13 protein-coding genes are annotated in these 14,912 nt (G+C 37.0%); 6 read left to right on the top strand and 7 right to left on the bottom strand.

Annotated elements, in window-relative coordinates:
- Positions 1 to 9: 9 nt before the first annotated feature.
- The 3 genes from BC008_RS05375 to BC008_RS05365 all read right to left on the bottom strand — a co-directional run bounded on the left by BC008_RS05375 (position 10) and on the right by BC008_RS05365 (position 6,897).
- The gene (locus BC008_RS05375; RefSeq protein ID WP_027844874.1) at positions 10 to 3,291 is read right to left on the bottom strand and encodes a two-partner secretion domain-containing protein; all 3,282 of its coding nucleotides are present in this window, start codon (positions 3,289 to 3,291) and stop codon (positions 10 to 12) included.
- A gap of 378 nt (positions 3,292 to 3,669) precedes the next feature.
- Positions 3,670 to 4,461 carry a DUF928 domain-containing protein gene (locus BC008_RS05370; protein WP_027844875.1) on the bottom strand — a complete coding sequence of 264 codons (792 nt, stop codon included), beginning with the start codon at positions 4,459 to 4,461 and terminating at the stop codon, positions 3,670 to 3,672.
- Positions 4,462 to 4,539: 78 nt separating this feature from the next.
- Positions 4,540 to 6,897 carry a CHASE2 domain-containing protein gene (locus tag BC008_RS05365; RefSeq protein ID WP_027844876.1) on the bottom strand — a complete coding sequence of 786 codons (2,358 nt, stop codon included), beginning with the start codon at positions 6,895 to 6,897 and terminating at the stop codon, positions 4,540 to 4,542.
- 567 nt (positions 6,898 to 7,464) lie between these two features.
- Between BC008_RS05365 and BC008_RS05360 the strand changes: the two genes are divergently transcribed.
- From BC008_RS05360 to BC008_RS05350, 3 genes are read left to right on the top strand one after another with little or no spacing between them, the layout of a single operon-like run.
- Positions 7,465 to 8,010 (top strand): hypothetical protein, encoded by a 546-nt coding sequence (locus BC008_RS05360; protein WP_036266123.1) that lies wholly within the window; start codon positions 7,465 to 7,467, stop codon positions 8,008 to 8,010.
- On the top strand, positions 7,997 to 8,758 hold the full coding sequence (locus tag BC008_RS05355) for an energy-coupling factor transporter transmembrane component T family protein (RefSeq protein ID WP_082650490.1): 762 nt from the start codon (positions 7,997 to 7,999) through the stop codon (positions 8,756 to 8,758). The genes BC008_RS05360 and BC008_RS05355 overlap by 14 nt, the downstream gene beginning before the upstream one ends.
- Positions 8,728 to 10,167: an ABC transporter ATP-binding protein gene (locus tag BC008_RS05350; RefSeq protein ID WP_036266120.1), complete on the top strand. Its 1,440-nt coding sequence runs from the start codon at positions 8,728 to 8,730 to the stop codon at positions 10,165 to 10,167. Before BC008_RS05355 ends, BC008_RS05350 begins: the two co-directional genes overlap by 31 nt.
- Positions 10,168 to 10,466: 299 nt before the next feature.
- Here the strand turns inward: BC008_RS05350 and BC008_RS05345 are convergent, their stop codons facing one another.
- Positions 10,467 to 11,357 carry an alpha/beta hydrolase gene (locus BC008_RS05345; RefSeq protein WP_027844208.1) on the bottom strand — a complete coding sequence of 297 codons (891 nt, stop codon included), beginning with the start codon at positions 11,355 to 11,357 and terminating at the stop codon, positions 10,467 to 10,469.
- A gap of 175 nt (positions 11,358 to 11,532) precedes the next feature.
- On the bottom strand, positions 11,533 to 12,108 hold the full coding sequence (locus BC008_RS05340) for a TetR/AcrR family transcriptional regulator (RefSeq protein WP_027844207.1): 576 nt from the start codon (positions 12,106 to 12,108) through the stop codon (positions 11,533 to 11,535).
- A 436-nt stretch (positions 12,109 to 12,544) separates the two neighbouring features.
- Between BC008_RS05340 and BC008_RS05335 the strand changes: the two genes are divergently transcribed.
- Complete coding sequence (locus BC008_RS05335) at positions 12,545 to 13,339, top strand: alpha/beta fold hydrolase (protein ID WP_027844206.1); 795 nt, start codon at positions 12,545 to 12,547, stop codon at positions 13,337 to 13,339.
- A 168-nt stretch (positions 13,340 to 13,507) separates the two neighbouring features.
- Here the strand turns inward: BC008_RS05335 and BC008_RS52030 are convergent, their stop codons facing one another.
- Both BC008_RS52030 and BC008_RS50320 read right to left on the bottom strand, forming a co-directional pair.
- Complete coding sequence (locus BC008_RS52030; RefSeq protein WP_268768200.1) at positions 13,508 to 13,633, bottom strand: hypothetical protein; 126 nt, start codon at positions 13,631 to 13,633, stop codon at positions 13,508 to 13,510.
- Positions 13,634 to 13,820: 187 nt separating this feature from the next.
- Positions 13,821 to 14,084, bottom strand: coding sequence for a GNAT family N-acetyltransferase (locus BC008_RS50320; RefSeq protein ID WP_201026082.1), 264 nt, complete (start codon positions 14,082 to 14,084; stop codon positions 13,821 to 13,823).
- Positions 14,085 to 14,293: 209 nt separating this feature from the next.
- Between BC008_RS50320 and BC008_RS05325 the strand changes: the two genes are divergently transcribed.
- Positions 14,294 to 14,662 (top strand): hypothetical protein, encoded by a 369-nt coding sequence (locus tag BC008_RS05325; RefSeq protein WP_027844205.1) that lies wholly within the window; start codon positions 14,294 to 14,296, stop codon positions 14,660 to 14,662.
- A gap of 112 nt (positions 14,663 to 14,774) precedes the next feature.
- Positions 14,775 to 14,903, top strand: a complete 129-nt coding sequence (locus BC008_RS52025) for a hypothetical protein (RefSeq protein ID WP_268768199.1) — start codon at positions 14,775 to 14,777, stop codon at positions 14,901 to 14,903.
- Positions 14,904 to 14,912: the final 9 nt, after the last annotated feature.

The raw sequence follows: 14,912 nt of genomic DNA, 5'->3' as shown, positions 1-14,912 counted from the left end.
TCCAAAACATCATTTTTCTCCCAATCGTAACAAAGATGTAGGTAAAGCAGAATCGGAATCTAATCGTCGATCTGGAATTACTGTGAGGATATTATTCTTTTTATTGTTATCAGCTGTCCCACAAGGATTACTCGTTGAGGATTGGGAGTTATTTGTAGAGCTTTCTTTACTAGTGTTTTCTCCGCGATTAAGAGCTACTGTTGAACTTTTCGGAGGACAAACATCATTTTTCTGTTCTTGATTTAACTGATTTTGGACAACTTGTTCGTTGAGAGATGGTTGACCATTTAATGTTTTTTTACCAGAAGAACTATCAGAAGACTGTTGACCGTTTGATGTTCCATTACCAGAAGAACCACCTGGAGATTTTATATTGGGCTTAGGAATAGCGACTACACTGATGTCAGAACTGTTAGATAATTCTGTATCTCGAAAAGAACCATATAAACCTGCATCTGTAGAGGCTTGGATAAACATACCTCCTACTGTGTAGCTAGTATTCTCTGAAAGATTATCTAAATCAAAAGTGGCATTGCGAATAGTTAAACCAGGTATGTCCGCTGTTGTTGTAGAAGCACCATTATCCGCAAAGACTAAATTTGCTGTGGATCCTCCTTGAACTGTGGGTCCTCCTTGATCTCTTCCCACAACTACAACTTGTCTTTCATCATTTGGACCTCCTAATACTCTAAATATTAGTTTGCCATTAGAATCTTTTTCTAATCCTAAAGCTGCTTTAAAGCTTTCGCCACCATGTTTAATTGAAATTTTACCGGGTGCTGCAATGCTAGCTTTAAAATTTGAGAGGTTTGTTGATCCACCAAAACTTGTACCGGTGATTAAATTCTCACTACCCCGTGCTTGAAATACCCCAAAAGAATCGATGTTTACATCACCTAGAAAAGCATTATCATTAGAACTAACTTGAATATGATCAACAATCACTTTTCCAGTGCTACTAACAATATTCACAGAATCTGCTACTATTATTATGTCTGAACCTGAAGGTCCTCTAGCCTTAATTGAGCCGGTGACAATATCTCCTTTAGCAGATAAGATTACAGAGCTTTGAGTCTTATTAGTATCTGTATCTGTACCAATATCTGTATCAATATTCTTAACTTTAATTCCTCCTTGTGAAGAAGGGTTTACTGTGGATTGAAAACTTGTATCTCCTAGGTTTGCCGCGGGAGAAGAAGAGTTTGCCAGTTCTGTCACACCTGCACGTAAAATTAATGCAGGAACAGCATTAAGGATATTGACATCTGGATCGCCGCCAGTTTGAGGAAATGTACCTGCATCTGTGATATTTATATTTCCACCTCGAATACTTCCCTTTGCTTCCACCTTTAATGAAGAACCTGTATAGTCATCAAAACTGACATCACCATTAGAACTAATAACTCCATTCAAATTTAATTCATTACTTTGACTAAATTTTCCTGGTCCAGCAGAAAAATTACCACCACTAGAAATACGAGCATTACCAATAATATCGTTGTCGCTAATTAAGCTAAAATCCCCACCACTCTGAAGAATAGAATTTGGATTACTAAATGCTGTAATTTTTATACCTTCTTTACCTGCTATCGTAATATTTCCCTTTGCCTGTATAATAAACGAATCTGCCCCAGTTTCAGTTAATTCAACTCGTTTCTCTGATTCTAAGGTTATATCTTCACCTACTTTTAACTGGCTATCTTCTATTTTTAAATCATTGATTGCCTTTAGGTTTAAACCACCTGCAACATTAATAGAATTATTTATATTTATGGAAGGTGCATCTAAAGTTAAATCAAAAGTATTTTCGTCAGTAAAGTTAATATTTAAAAAGGGGTTAATACTAGATTTAACATCAATATTATTTGTCGCCTCAATTTTCACATCACCAGTCTCTAGAGCATCTTCGACTTTATCCGCAGAAATTTTAAATGTACTACCTAAACTTTCATTTTTTAATATTTCTTGATCGTCTAATTCATTATCATCATCACCAGAAGATACAATTTCTACTGTTTTAGGATCTAATAACAACTCACCACCCTTACCAAAATCTGCTCCCACATCCACAAAACCATCAAAGGCTAAATTCTCCTTCCCGGAAACCTCCACAAATCCACCATCACCAGCATCCTTCCCACCACGAGCGCTGATTTCCCCATAAAAACTCGTCGTCTTATCAGCCCAGGCAATTACTTTACCACCATTACCCGTATCTTCAGCATCTGCTTTCACCACAGAATCTTGACTGATAAAAGTTCTCTGTGCATTTGGTACCGTTCCCTCTCCTTTATAGTCACCACCCATCAACACGGTACCACCACGATTTTTACCGGAAGCATTAATATTTGCGCTAACAACTCCGACTTTCTCACCTAGAACATTAACTTCACCCCCAACTTCCCCAGCAGCATCTAGTTTATTGGAAACAACCGTAGTTCCAGCATCATTGGGAATTTCCACACCAGAACCAGTTAATTTCACAATTCCGTTTTCTACCGTTACACCCGTCGCGCTGTTGAAATTACCACCCGTCAATAATTGCGGTAAAGATGAAGGATTAAAATTGACCGGATTTAAATTATTCGCTGTTGAAGTCGGTAAACCCAAACTTAATAGATTACCTTCCTGGCTTATTTTGACTAACTTTTTGTCTGGTATCGCTGCGATCGCGATCTTACCCCCTTGACTAGAAAGAGTTCCGGTATTAATTACGATTCCTCCCAGTAGATTTAAGGTTTTTCCTTTACCTACAGCTAAATTACCAGCATTAAAAATTGTCCCCGGTTCGCTCATAGTAAATGCAAAGGAACTCGGTTCACCAAGCAAATCAGCATAATTATTTGCACCCGTAGCATTAAACCAGTTATCCCCAAATCCAATTCCGTTTGCTGTAGTCGCAGTAAAAGAACCAGGAACATCTAATCTTGCACCGGAACCAAATATAATCCCAGCTGGGTTCATCAAATACAAGTTTGCATTACTACCGGTTACTTTAATCAACCCATTAATTACTGAAGCATCTCCCCCGGTAATTCTTCCCAAAACATTTTTAGTACCAGGATTTGTCACAAAGTCTGCAATTTGATTTTCATTTAACCCAAATTTTTGCAGACTATGAAACACATTTTTATCAACCTGAGTCCCACCTTTAATAGTAAAAGTATCGCCGTTTTGATTAACAACTGTATTAGTACTATTAGGTTCTACTGTAATCTGCGCTTGTACTTTTGGTGTAATTAATATAGCTGCGAAGGTAGAAATACTTAGTATTTTGAATATTGATTTCATAGTATAAAAGTGCTCTTAAATATAATTACCTAAATTTAGTACTAAGTACTATTGCTTGTCACAAGGATTTGTATTCATGGTAAAAAATCTTTAAAAGGTTCAGTGAATTTAACATGATTAAATGATGCAAAATAGTATTTTTGATAACATTATGCTGTTACGTTTTATTACGTCATTTAACAGCACAAGATCGTATTTTAGTTGAAAATTTTACTCAATACTCAATAACCAATACGGTTCAAAGATTGAAGCACAACTATTTTCAGCCTGCAGAGACGTTGCAGAGCCTGTGGCGTCTTTAGCCTCTGCGACATCTCTACTAATCAATCTATTTAGTCTTATCTGATTAGTCTTATCTGAACCATATTGCCCTATAACCTAATATTCCACTAGGGAACTTTCGGAAATATCATCCATACCTACGCTTCCAAGTAAACTTTTCCAATTTTCAATTAGTTCTTTGTTTTCTGGTTCCTTTTTTCGTAATTCAGCCAAAATATCGAGAGCATTGAACCAGATACCCTCTGCTGCATAAATTTCTATTTGTTTGTGGGGTTCTGCTGCATTGATTTTTTTGGTTAACTCTTCGCTCAGTTTCACCCGTCGCACAACACCTTCTACTGTAAGTGAAGGAAAAGGTCTTTGTGGTTTGCAGTATATATTAAAATACCAGCGATAATTTTTATTCATTTCCAAAGGTTTGACCGTCTCAGGAAGAGAAACAGAAATAATCCCGGGTTTACTTGGTAACGGAATTTCCGATAAATAAACTATTTTCCTTGATTCCTCATTTCTTAAGAGGAATTCTGTGTGGAAAGAATTTTTATTGCTGTAAGGAACATAGAAATGAAATACTGCGCGATCGCTAGTGGTTAATCCCCAGACATTTTCTTCTTCAATACCTACCGAATTTAACGTGTGTTTCCTAGAGGGTACTAGAGCAGTTAAAGTATTTTCAGCACCTAGACATGGACCTCTACTTCCACCACCACGAGTACGTCCACCGACGGGTTTTCCTGGTGGTGGTGCTGGTAACAAAAATTTAATTTTCTTACTACCCTTATTACTTGAGTAAGCTGAATTATCTTGTATTAAAAAATAACTAATTAGAGTTGTAGAACTCAAAGTAAATACCAGACTAAATTTTATCAATAGCCAAATCAACTTCATGAAATTATCCTTACAAATTAATTTTTGGTGCTGATAGCTTCTTACTATCTTGATAAGTTAATGCACACCCATGAAAAATTACTTATTATTTTTCAACGATAAAAAGACGATACTTATACTTCCCAATAAACTTATACATGATGGGGTAAATGCGAGCCAAGTACCTTTAATTAAAATATAAAAACAAACACTGTAGAGAATACCACAACTTAATAAAAAAGCTAATCCTAATTGGGTAATTAACTGTTTCAATAGTATTTTACGCCAGCATAATAACCCTGCAATACTACCGCCAACTAAAGACCAAGCCCAAATAAATAGGATATCTCCCCATACTGGTAAAACTCCTATTAAAGGGCGTCGATCTAACACTGCAGCAAGTATTTGACTAACCATATGCGCCTGTGCTTCAACGCCAAACATTTGGTTTTTAAAGAGTTTTCCATAGGGAGTTAGCCAGCGGTCTTCATTACTATTTTCTGTAATACCAATTAATATAACTTTGTCTTTAATAAATTTCTCTAAAGCTTCTGAATTATTTTCAGCATCAAACAGTTCTTGGAGTGTTAATTTTTGAGCAATATCATTACCAGCACGGTAGTTAAGTAAAATCTGTTCGCTGTTCGCGTCGATACCTTGATAACCACCACTACGGGATTTTAGTTTATGAAAAACTACATTACCAATTTGCCAGTTTTGACGATCAGAAGTTAATTTAACTTGAACGTTGTGAATCTGCAGCAGATAGCGAGAAGCCAGTTGTAAACTCAAAGCATATAATGACTGACAATGAGAACTCGGTTTTGAGTTCATGGACAACAAATGTCGTCGCAATACATTATCTCTATCATCTATAAAGTCACTGAATCCCAAACGTTCTACAGGAAATTCTTTCGGAGGACGGACTCCATAAGGATCTGACTCTACACTGCTGACCTTACAAATACCGATCAAGTTTTCTGTATTTTTTAACCCAGCAATTAACTTCTTATATTTAGGGTTGGTTTTGAAATCACGGTAGACGTCTAAACCAATTACACTTGGCTGATATTTTTGTAAAATTTCCAGCGTTCTTTCTAAAGATTTATCGGAAAGAGAAACACCTTTAAGTTCTTCTCCTCTCTTTCTTTGGGCTTCAATGTCAGCATCGTTTATAGTTATCAATAACAAACGTTCGTCAATCCCTTCGCTTGGTCGCAATTTCATCATCTGGTCAAATGCTTGTAATTCTAAGGTTTGGAGTAGTCCCAATAAACGCATTCCAACCACCAAACTACTTACAACTAAGCTAGAAAATAAGACATTTTTCAACCCCTTTTTTCTGACCGCATTCCGATTAGTTCCAGTATTTGCAACTGTTCCAATCATGCTTTTCCAAGTTAAAGGTGTTTCTGCTTGGTGCTGATATATTATTGGTAACCAGCTTGCACAGGGAAATTTACTTTCTAAACCTTGTAATCGTTCTCTGGCTTCCCGTAAGGCTCGATATAAAGGTATATCAGTGACAAAAGTTTTGAGAAAAGATTTAAGAAACTCTTGAGCAACTTGGTCTGGTACAACTTCCCGCATCACGATCAAATAGGGAATTTTTAAGTCTGCAAATTCTTTTGCTAGTCCTAAACCATCACAGGAATTAAAAATTGCTAATTTTAAACCGTTATCTACAGCTTTTCTCAAAGCATACTTTAATTGACCAATTGTTAAACTCTGATTTTGATTAATGTATATCCGTCCGCTCTCACCGTCTGCTTGACTGAAGCTATGTCCCGCAAAAAAAAGTATCTGCCATTTTTGTTCCCATAGCTCCTCTGTCAACTTACTACGAGGTGGTTCCACCATAAAATTGATATCTGCATTAGGTAATTCTGCTAATAAATTTTTATCTGCTTCAATGTCAATTCCCGTACTGTTTCCTAAAATAGCCAGAATCTTAACTTTTTCTACAGGTTCTTGCTCCCGAAATACGCGGTCATAACTAGGAGAACTTAACCCTATTTCCACCTTGGGATAACGTTCCACTATATCCCATAAATGCCAGGGTAATTTTTGAAGTTGATAATTTTGAGTTTGTATAATTACTTGTAAATCATCAGATGGGAGTAACTTCTCCAACCATTTTTCACGAATAGGAAGAAAAGAACTTGATTTTAACCAATTATTGAGTTGTTTGTTGAGTTTCTGCGCAGCAACCAAACACTCTTCACAGGTAGAACTTCTTACTCGTCCCTTGGGAACACCAATAGGTCTTCCTGGATAACTCATATTAGAGTAAATTTCTTGCCAACGTCGATAAGTTTGAGGTAAGACTTCATTGGCGGGAAGTTCCCCCATAACTTCAGTGGAAGGTGGAGCATTCTCTTCTCCAATTTGAAAAATAGCTGGAAAACCCTCTTCAAAGCTACCTTTTCCAAATTTCAAAACTACCAACTTGTTCAAATTCTCAAACCCCTATTAACCACACATAGCTTAACTACTTTATATATGCAACATCTTTCTCGTAGAAAAACTGAAGATTAATTTACAGATTTATGTTAAAGATATTACCACATCTTAGTTATATTTAAAATTAAAGAGCCTTAAAATAACATTCTTTTCTTCAGTTGTATGAGAATTCAAAGTTATGCCAAATCAAGAAGCAAAAAGGAGTTTGCCCAATTTAAATCAAATTCAACTATAAAAACAAATAAATATTAACTCAAGTTGCTAGTTGTAAATAAAATATCTCATAATAACCTCAATTTCACTAATAAATGGGGCTTTGAATTATTCATTTTCAAGGGGGTAGGAGAATCCACAACTCTGATATTTGCAACTCTAATTTTGTAAATCACAACTTAAGTCATCGTACCAATTCGATAAATCATTGCAACAGATTCTCCGGTAGAGACGTTGCATGCAACGTCTCTACAAAAATCTATCTGTCTCATTATTTTTCCAAATTGGTATCAGATAGAAAAGTTGAATTAAAAACTTCTCGTGCAAATAAACTTCTATTAAATAAAAATGCAAAATTCAACCTGGCGTTTAAAAGACTATGTTTTTGCCGCTTTTATGACCATCGGGATGGTAATCGCTGTACTGATAGTTGGTCCTTTAGCAGCTTTTTTCCCCGGGCTCCAACTTGTGGCTTGGGGACCTTTTGGTGGTATTTTTATGACCATCGGTATGGCAAGATTGCAACGTAAAGGTAGCGTCGCCTTAATGATTGTGCCTTTAGCTTTATTATTGGGAGCAATCTCTCCTGCAATTACCCTTTATTTAGCTGCTACTAGCCTGTTAACTGAATTGATAATCTTTTTTCGAGGGAATTATCACAGTAAAGGAAACCGCTTACTTGGTAATATTGTATTCTTCGGTAGTGCTGCTCCTTTAGGTTTGTTAATTGCAGCTTACATGGTAGGAGGTAAGTTTGCCCAACTTCTAACTCAACCTTGGATTTTTGTAGTTATGGGGATAGCTTCCTGTGCTACTGGTGCAATTGGTTGGTGGTTAGGAGAACTAGTAATTAAACAACTTAAGCAAGCTGGGAAATTAGATGCTGACCTCTAGATTTAATAAAAAACAACCAAATCATAAATTTAATAAACAAAAACCAAATCAGCGAAAATATACCTTTCTTGCTCAAGTTAACCCTTTAGTTAAAATAATTACTTGTGTTGTCCTAATAGGTTTTGCGTTTTTGCTGCAAAATATCTATTCAGTCGGTTCACTGGTAGGAATACTATTAATTTTGCTGTTCACCCAAGTTACCCTCCAAACTAAAACTTTAATAAGAGTTTCCTTGGTAATCACATTTTTTGTTGCACTTTCTACTTGGTTATTGGGAGATTTGGAAAAATCCCTTTTTAGCGCCTTACGCTTATTGGCGATCGCTATACCTGCACCTTTACTTGCTGGTACGACTCCTCCAGCAGATTTAATTAGAACCTTACAAGCAGCACGTTTACCAAGTTTTTTGACACTAAGTTTAATGTTAATCTGGCGCTTCTTACCGATTATCCAACAAGAAACCCAACGAATTATTGATGCAAATCGATTACGTGGGGTCAACTTAAGTCTCCAACCACAACATTGGTTTAAGGGTTTGTTTATTCCCTTAGTTTTTCAAATAGTTGCCTATGCCGATGATGTTACCATTGGGTTACAAACTAGAGGTTATGACCCTGCACTTCCCAGAAGTAACTCTAAACCACTAACCTGGAAAATTAAGGATTTAGTTTTTGGTGTGGGTGTAGTACTAATACTATTGGGTGTAGGTTATATCGAATGGGGAATGCAAGCAAACATAGTCAATTAAATCCGCAGCTGGAAGTAATTAATCTTTCCTTTACCCATATTGGAAAGTCAAAACCAACAATTGCAGATATTAATTTTGAGGTATATCCCGGAGAAGTTATCTTAATCGCTGGGGCGACCGGTAGTGGTAAAAGTACTTTACTTAATTGCATTGCAGGTATTTCACCCGAACATATTGGTGGTAAATTAAATGGTCAAATACTTTACCAAGGAAATGAGATAAATCAGCAATCTATCAGAGAGCGATCGCAAAATTTTTGTATTTTGTTGCAGAATGTAGAAACCCAAATCTTTACCGATAGAGTTTGGGAAGAATTGGTTTTTGGCTTGGAAAATTGGAATATTGACACCAAAGAAATTCCCCTATTAGCAGAAACTTCCTTACAAGAGTTTGGATTGGATCTTCAAAGGAATTGGCATATTAACCAACTTTCTGCTGGACAAAAACAACGTCTACTGTTGGGATGTATGTTAGCAACAGGTCAACCTGTATTACTTTTAGATGAACCTTTTGCTTTTCTCGATACTAAGGGGGTAGAATTATTGACGCAAATATTAAACTCCCGCAGAGATCGAGGACAATCTGTAATTCTAATCGAACATCGCTTTGATGTGGTAAAAGAAATTTGCAATCGTATTTTTCGTTTCCAAGATGGTAAACTTTCTGAGTGGGATATTCCCGGCGTTGCTGATTGGGAGGATGAAAATCGTTTATCATCCAATCAAAATTATTTTAGAGATCGGTCGTACCACGTCTCAACGGATTTGATTACTCATACTTCCCCAGTTCCCAACAATCTTCAACAGACTTCCAACGCCATTGTGCTACAAACCCAAAATCTCAGTTGGGGGGGGTATCCTGCTTACCCAAATTTACAAGTAAATAGTGGGGAAACTGTATTACTTAAAGGCGACAATGGTTGTGGTAAAACAACTTTGCTTAAACTTTTAAGTGGTTTACTTAAACCCGCTACAGGTAAGTTAGAAGTTCTCGGTAGAGACGTTACCAAGCGCAGTGTTGTTCAAATCGCTAAAAATGTCGGTTTTGTGCTGCAAAATCCCAACCATCAACTTTTTGCTGATAGCGTTCAGTCGGAAATTTTTCAACCAGGTGTAACTCCAGAAGTTGGAAGTTCGTTAATTGAAAAATTAAATTTAAGTTTATTAATTGAGCAACATCCCCATTCCCTTTCCCAGGGACAGAAACGGAGATTAGCTTTAGGAGCTGTTTTAGCAAGACAGCCACAGATTTGTTTACTTGATGAAATTATGGTGGGACAAGATCCAAAATCTTTAGCGCTGATGTTGGATGTGTTAAAGAATTTTACCGGCAATGGGGGGACTTTGATATTTACTTCTCACGATCCTTCGGTTGTCGATGTGCTCAAAGCGAGGGTTATTCCTCTCTGAGACTTTACTCAGAAAAAAATTGAACACTTACGATAAAATTGACACTGAAATATTTAAATCTAAAAGCTTTGAAAACTAAAAGCTTTGAAAATTTTGTATGGTAACTAAATTCCATAATCTCTCTGCTGTTTATAATTCTGGAGAATGGGATGGTAAGTAAATTTTGATCGCAATACCCAAACTAGAGATTAAGCGATCATCTTTAAATAAAAGGAGACACACTACCATCTTCGTTCGCAGCGAAAATAGTTCCCTGTGTTAGAGAACTAAGAAAAGTCTAAATATTCTCCGCCTTCTGTCTAGAGATAGGTGTAGAACCATGACAGCATGTCTTCGGGACGGTCGCCAAACCAGTTGTACCCATCAAACCGATGTGTAGGTTCTTCAAGCCACTTCATTTCCTTTTCCACTGGAAGAGCCGAAAAAACATCATTAATGAAGCCTAAATTTGTCCAAGGGTCTTTCCGACTCTGTACTAGTAAAGTTGGTGTTACAACTTTCGCAACACAATCTAAAATCGGATGATCGAGTGATATCCCTGTGTGTTTTTTATAATGGGCTTCAACATGCTTGAAAATCCGCCCCTTGATGCCATAAGAACGCAGAAACTCACCGTTAGTCAAAGGTTGTATTGCTACCAGCGCCTTGACATTTGAGCAGGAGAATAATTCTGGATCCATACCCTGAGCATAGAAAGTAGCATTTGCGCCCATACAGTAGCTCAACAAACCGATGGGTTTGCCCTGAGTACTGCTTTCATTATGTGCAATAAACCTAACTGCTCCAAGCACATCATTGCCCTCGTCTACACCGCCAGTACCCACGCCTAGTTTACTTTTGCCACTCTCACCGTGGTTGCGCAGGTCATACATTAACACTGCATATCCAGCATCGGTCAGACGTTTGGCTACTTTCACAAATTCAATATCATGTTTGTAGGGGCGGGTCAGCATCGGCTGGTATTTTACCTGATAGCCATAGCGGTTAGCACGATAGCCGAAATGGTTCATGATGATTACTTTTTCGCCATTTTCGTTCAACAACCAACCTGCTAGTTGCACCCTGTCGTGAGCGGGAAATTTTACGTCTTTGTAATCAATACCATAGTCCTTAGGTGTCTTGGGAATGGGTTGTTCGGCTGGATAAAGAACAGTATTACCTATCGTTTTACCTATAGCTCTGATTAGCATCTTATGACTCCTTTCATTAAATAAATATTGCTTTGTAATCAATGCGGATTCTGTCTAATAAAGATTGCAGCAGTTTCCTTGCCTATCCCTGACAAAGCACCTGCGATAGAATTAACTTGCTCATAGCTGCTTATAGAATATAGAATGAACGTTCATTCGAAAAGTTGTAAAAAAATTATCCTGCCTTTAGCCCATCCCAACAGATTTGAGCAGCAGTTTCCCGATATTCATCAGTGATTTCCAGCATTTCTGATAATTGGAGTTTAGCAGTGCTAACGATACTGCCATAAATAAATGACAGGGCGAGTTGAATATCCATTTTTTTTAAGCATCCTGCTTCAATGCCTTCCGTAACAAATCCAGCCAGAGGAGCAACGTAGCGGTTAATAGTTTCTTTTGCCTTTGCCGATACGAGGGGCGAAATGGCACACTGCTCCATAAATAGAAGTTCTACGGGTCTAGCGACCAAGTAGCTAAAGACGTTTCGCCACATCAGGAAAAACCTCTCTTCGTAAGAAGACTGGATATCGTAACCATGAAAAGCTGAATTATACAGCGCTTTCTTTTGTTCTAGATACAACTCATTAATCAACACTTCCTTGCTGGAGAAATAGTGGTAAATAGTTCCAGCAGAGACCCCAGAACGTTTACTGACCTGGGACATCGGTGTAGCATGAAGACCATTTTCGGCAATTAGCTCCATGGTCGCATCTAGAATACGCTGTTTTTTATCTTCTGAGTGAATGTTCATTCTAATAGTTTATTCGATTGCCAAGTAATGTCAACCGGTGCATAAAAATTAGACGAAGTTGGACACAGTTAGATTTTTCTATCCAAGATAACTTGTACTAACTAATGAATATCATCTTGGTAGGTACTCAACAAAGTTCCAACCAAAGGATTTTGATTATTAATATTAGGTAACAATTCTGCGCTCGCATTACTTAAAGTCAACCCTTCCGTTTCAGAATTTGGCCGTAATACTAAATTAGTACCCAATCCCAAAAAAGTATTTTTTAATTACACTTTCGTTGTATTAATAACAAGTGTTTTAACTTAATAAAATATGAGATAATAAGACATATTCTGTACTCCAGAATGTCACAATTGGTTTTGAAAGATAAATTCGTCGCACCATGAAACCCACATAATAGCTACCATAATTTTGTTAAATCCAAAAGTATAGTATGCTACTCCACAACCCAGACGGTACACAAACCTACTACAAAATATTTGGCGATAAAGCTTCTGAAACCGAAACCTTATTGTTATTACACGGTATCGGTGCAGACCATGAAATGTGGAAACCACAAATCGAAAAATATCCACCTCTTGGTTATCATCTGCTTGTACCCGATCTTTTTGGTCATGGGTTGTCTTCAAAGTTGAGCCATATCGATTTGTCTGATTGGCACAATCAAATTAATTGGCTGTTAGAGAATAATAATATAGAAAAGTGTACTTTAATAGGGGCTAGTATGGGCGGAGTCATAGCCCAATCATTTGTAGCTCATCATCCGCAGATGGTAGGAAAAATGATTATTGCCGATTCCTTTGGCAAACTAAGTACATTTAAGGAGAAAATACTTGGATTCTCCTCAATACTTGGATTTTACCTATTTAAGATATTAGGTAAAAAAATCCTATCCCAAGGAATGCGCTCTACATATAAACCTGCATATGCTCGGGAAGCTCAAGAATATTTTGAGAGAGTTAGTTTGGATGTAGATCTAAATCAGATGATATTAGCGAGAAAGGCTATTAATCGCATCGATGTGTTAGAGAAATTGAAAGCTATAACCACACCTACATTAATAATAGTTGGTGCAGAATTTGGTCAGTGGTTTATTGAAATTAATTGCAAGATTGCAGATTCATTACCCAACTCTGAATTTGTTGTATTGGAACAATCAATGGATCCATCCAATTTGGTTAACCCAGTTGAGTTTGATAAACAGGTGCTTGAATTCTTAAGTCAGTAAACAAAAATACTTACAGCAATAGATGTATCCATTAGGACATTGATTAATGCTAAAACTCATAACTTTTGAATTTTGACTTTTGTTAGTATTTTAGCGTAGAAGCTAAACGCGTAGCGCGTTCTCAACGTGTCCGCGGGACATAGGAAATATTTTGACTTGCACGTAGCGCTACTCTCGCCAATATTCAGGTTTATTTAGGGTATCAGCACAAATGACCTGACCGGAAACAGAAGCGAATGCTCCTTGGGTAGCTCCAGTTGGGAGCATTGCACCTGAACTAAGAGCTTGAACCATCCATGCATCTGCATGTTTATCTGGAATAGGATATGGTGCATCAAATCCAAGACGACCTGCTGGTTTAAAACCATGTTTTGAATAGTATTCTGTATATCCGAGTACGAATACCAGAGCAACTCCTGATTTTGATAAAAATTCTAATCCCGTTTTGATTAACTTTCCCCCAATCCCTTGGTTTTGAGCATCAGGAACTACTGCTAGAGGTGCTAAAATCGCTATTGATACTGGTAACTAACCTATTTTGATTATTTCTGAGATGAGCCTTGGTAAATAAAATATGTCCTACAGGGCGATCATCTTGAAAAGCAAGCAAAGATAAAATTGGGTATGCACTGCGATCGCTTAAAAGATTTTTCACTAATTCAGCTTCTTCTTCTTCACCAAAGGCTAAACGTTCTACAAGTAATACATCTTCCAAATCTGAATTCGACGCTTCCCGTATCTGCATTTGTTTCTCCATCTGTACTATGAAAAAATATGGGTTAGTTTAATTAATAGGAATTCCGAAAAATAATTCATGATACCAAAATCAGTGAGATTGCTTCCTTGCGTCGCAATGACAATTCAGTTTACGTAAATCCTGTTTACAAATAAGACCTTTACAGTTGTTAACAAAAGTTGAAAAATAGATATAGCAGATAAATAAAGCTTGAAATAATGCTGACAAAAATCAAGGGGTTAGTCTTTGTGGGTGTGGGTTATATGCTCTCACCATTATCTTGGTGGAACGACCTGTTTTTTAACCTACCCATCGCTTATCTTTTTGGTTATGCAGTCAGTTGGATTTCCCAAGATTTGTTTTTACCCTTTACCATTATCGGTTACTGGATATCCAACGTTTTGGGCATTTTGATGATGCAAATGGGGGTAACAGATATTTTTGTGGAACAGCAGAAAGAAAGAAACCTCAAGAAAGATTTATTGGTGGGTTTGGGAAGTTCGACGGCTTATACATTCCTAATTTTGGGATTATTTTACTTTCATGTTCTTGAATTACCTGATTTCTTATTTGCGAATACTCGTTAGTCAAAGTTTATAAAGTAATTGATACTAATTAATAGTACCGACATCACTTCACTGTTAGCCAAACCACAATATAAGCGACCAAAAAAAATCAGAGTCCATTGACTCTGACATTGTGACCCATTTATTTAGAACTTTGATAAATCACCCTGGAGAAGATAAATTTCACCTCGGAGAAGATAAATTTACTAAAAACGATGATTTGTCAAACGTTCCAGAAGTTAAGACCTCACTAGTTGCGTAAAATATAGAG

It is taken from the genome of Mastigocoleus testarum BC008 (assembly GCF_001456025.1).
GTDB lineage: Bacteria > Cyanobacteriota > Cyanobacteriia > Cyanobacteriales > Nostocaceae > Mastigocoleus > Mastigocoleus testarum.
The sequence above is the reverse complement of the archived record's forward strand: the minus strand, read 5'-3'. Positions and strand labels throughout refer to the sequence as shown.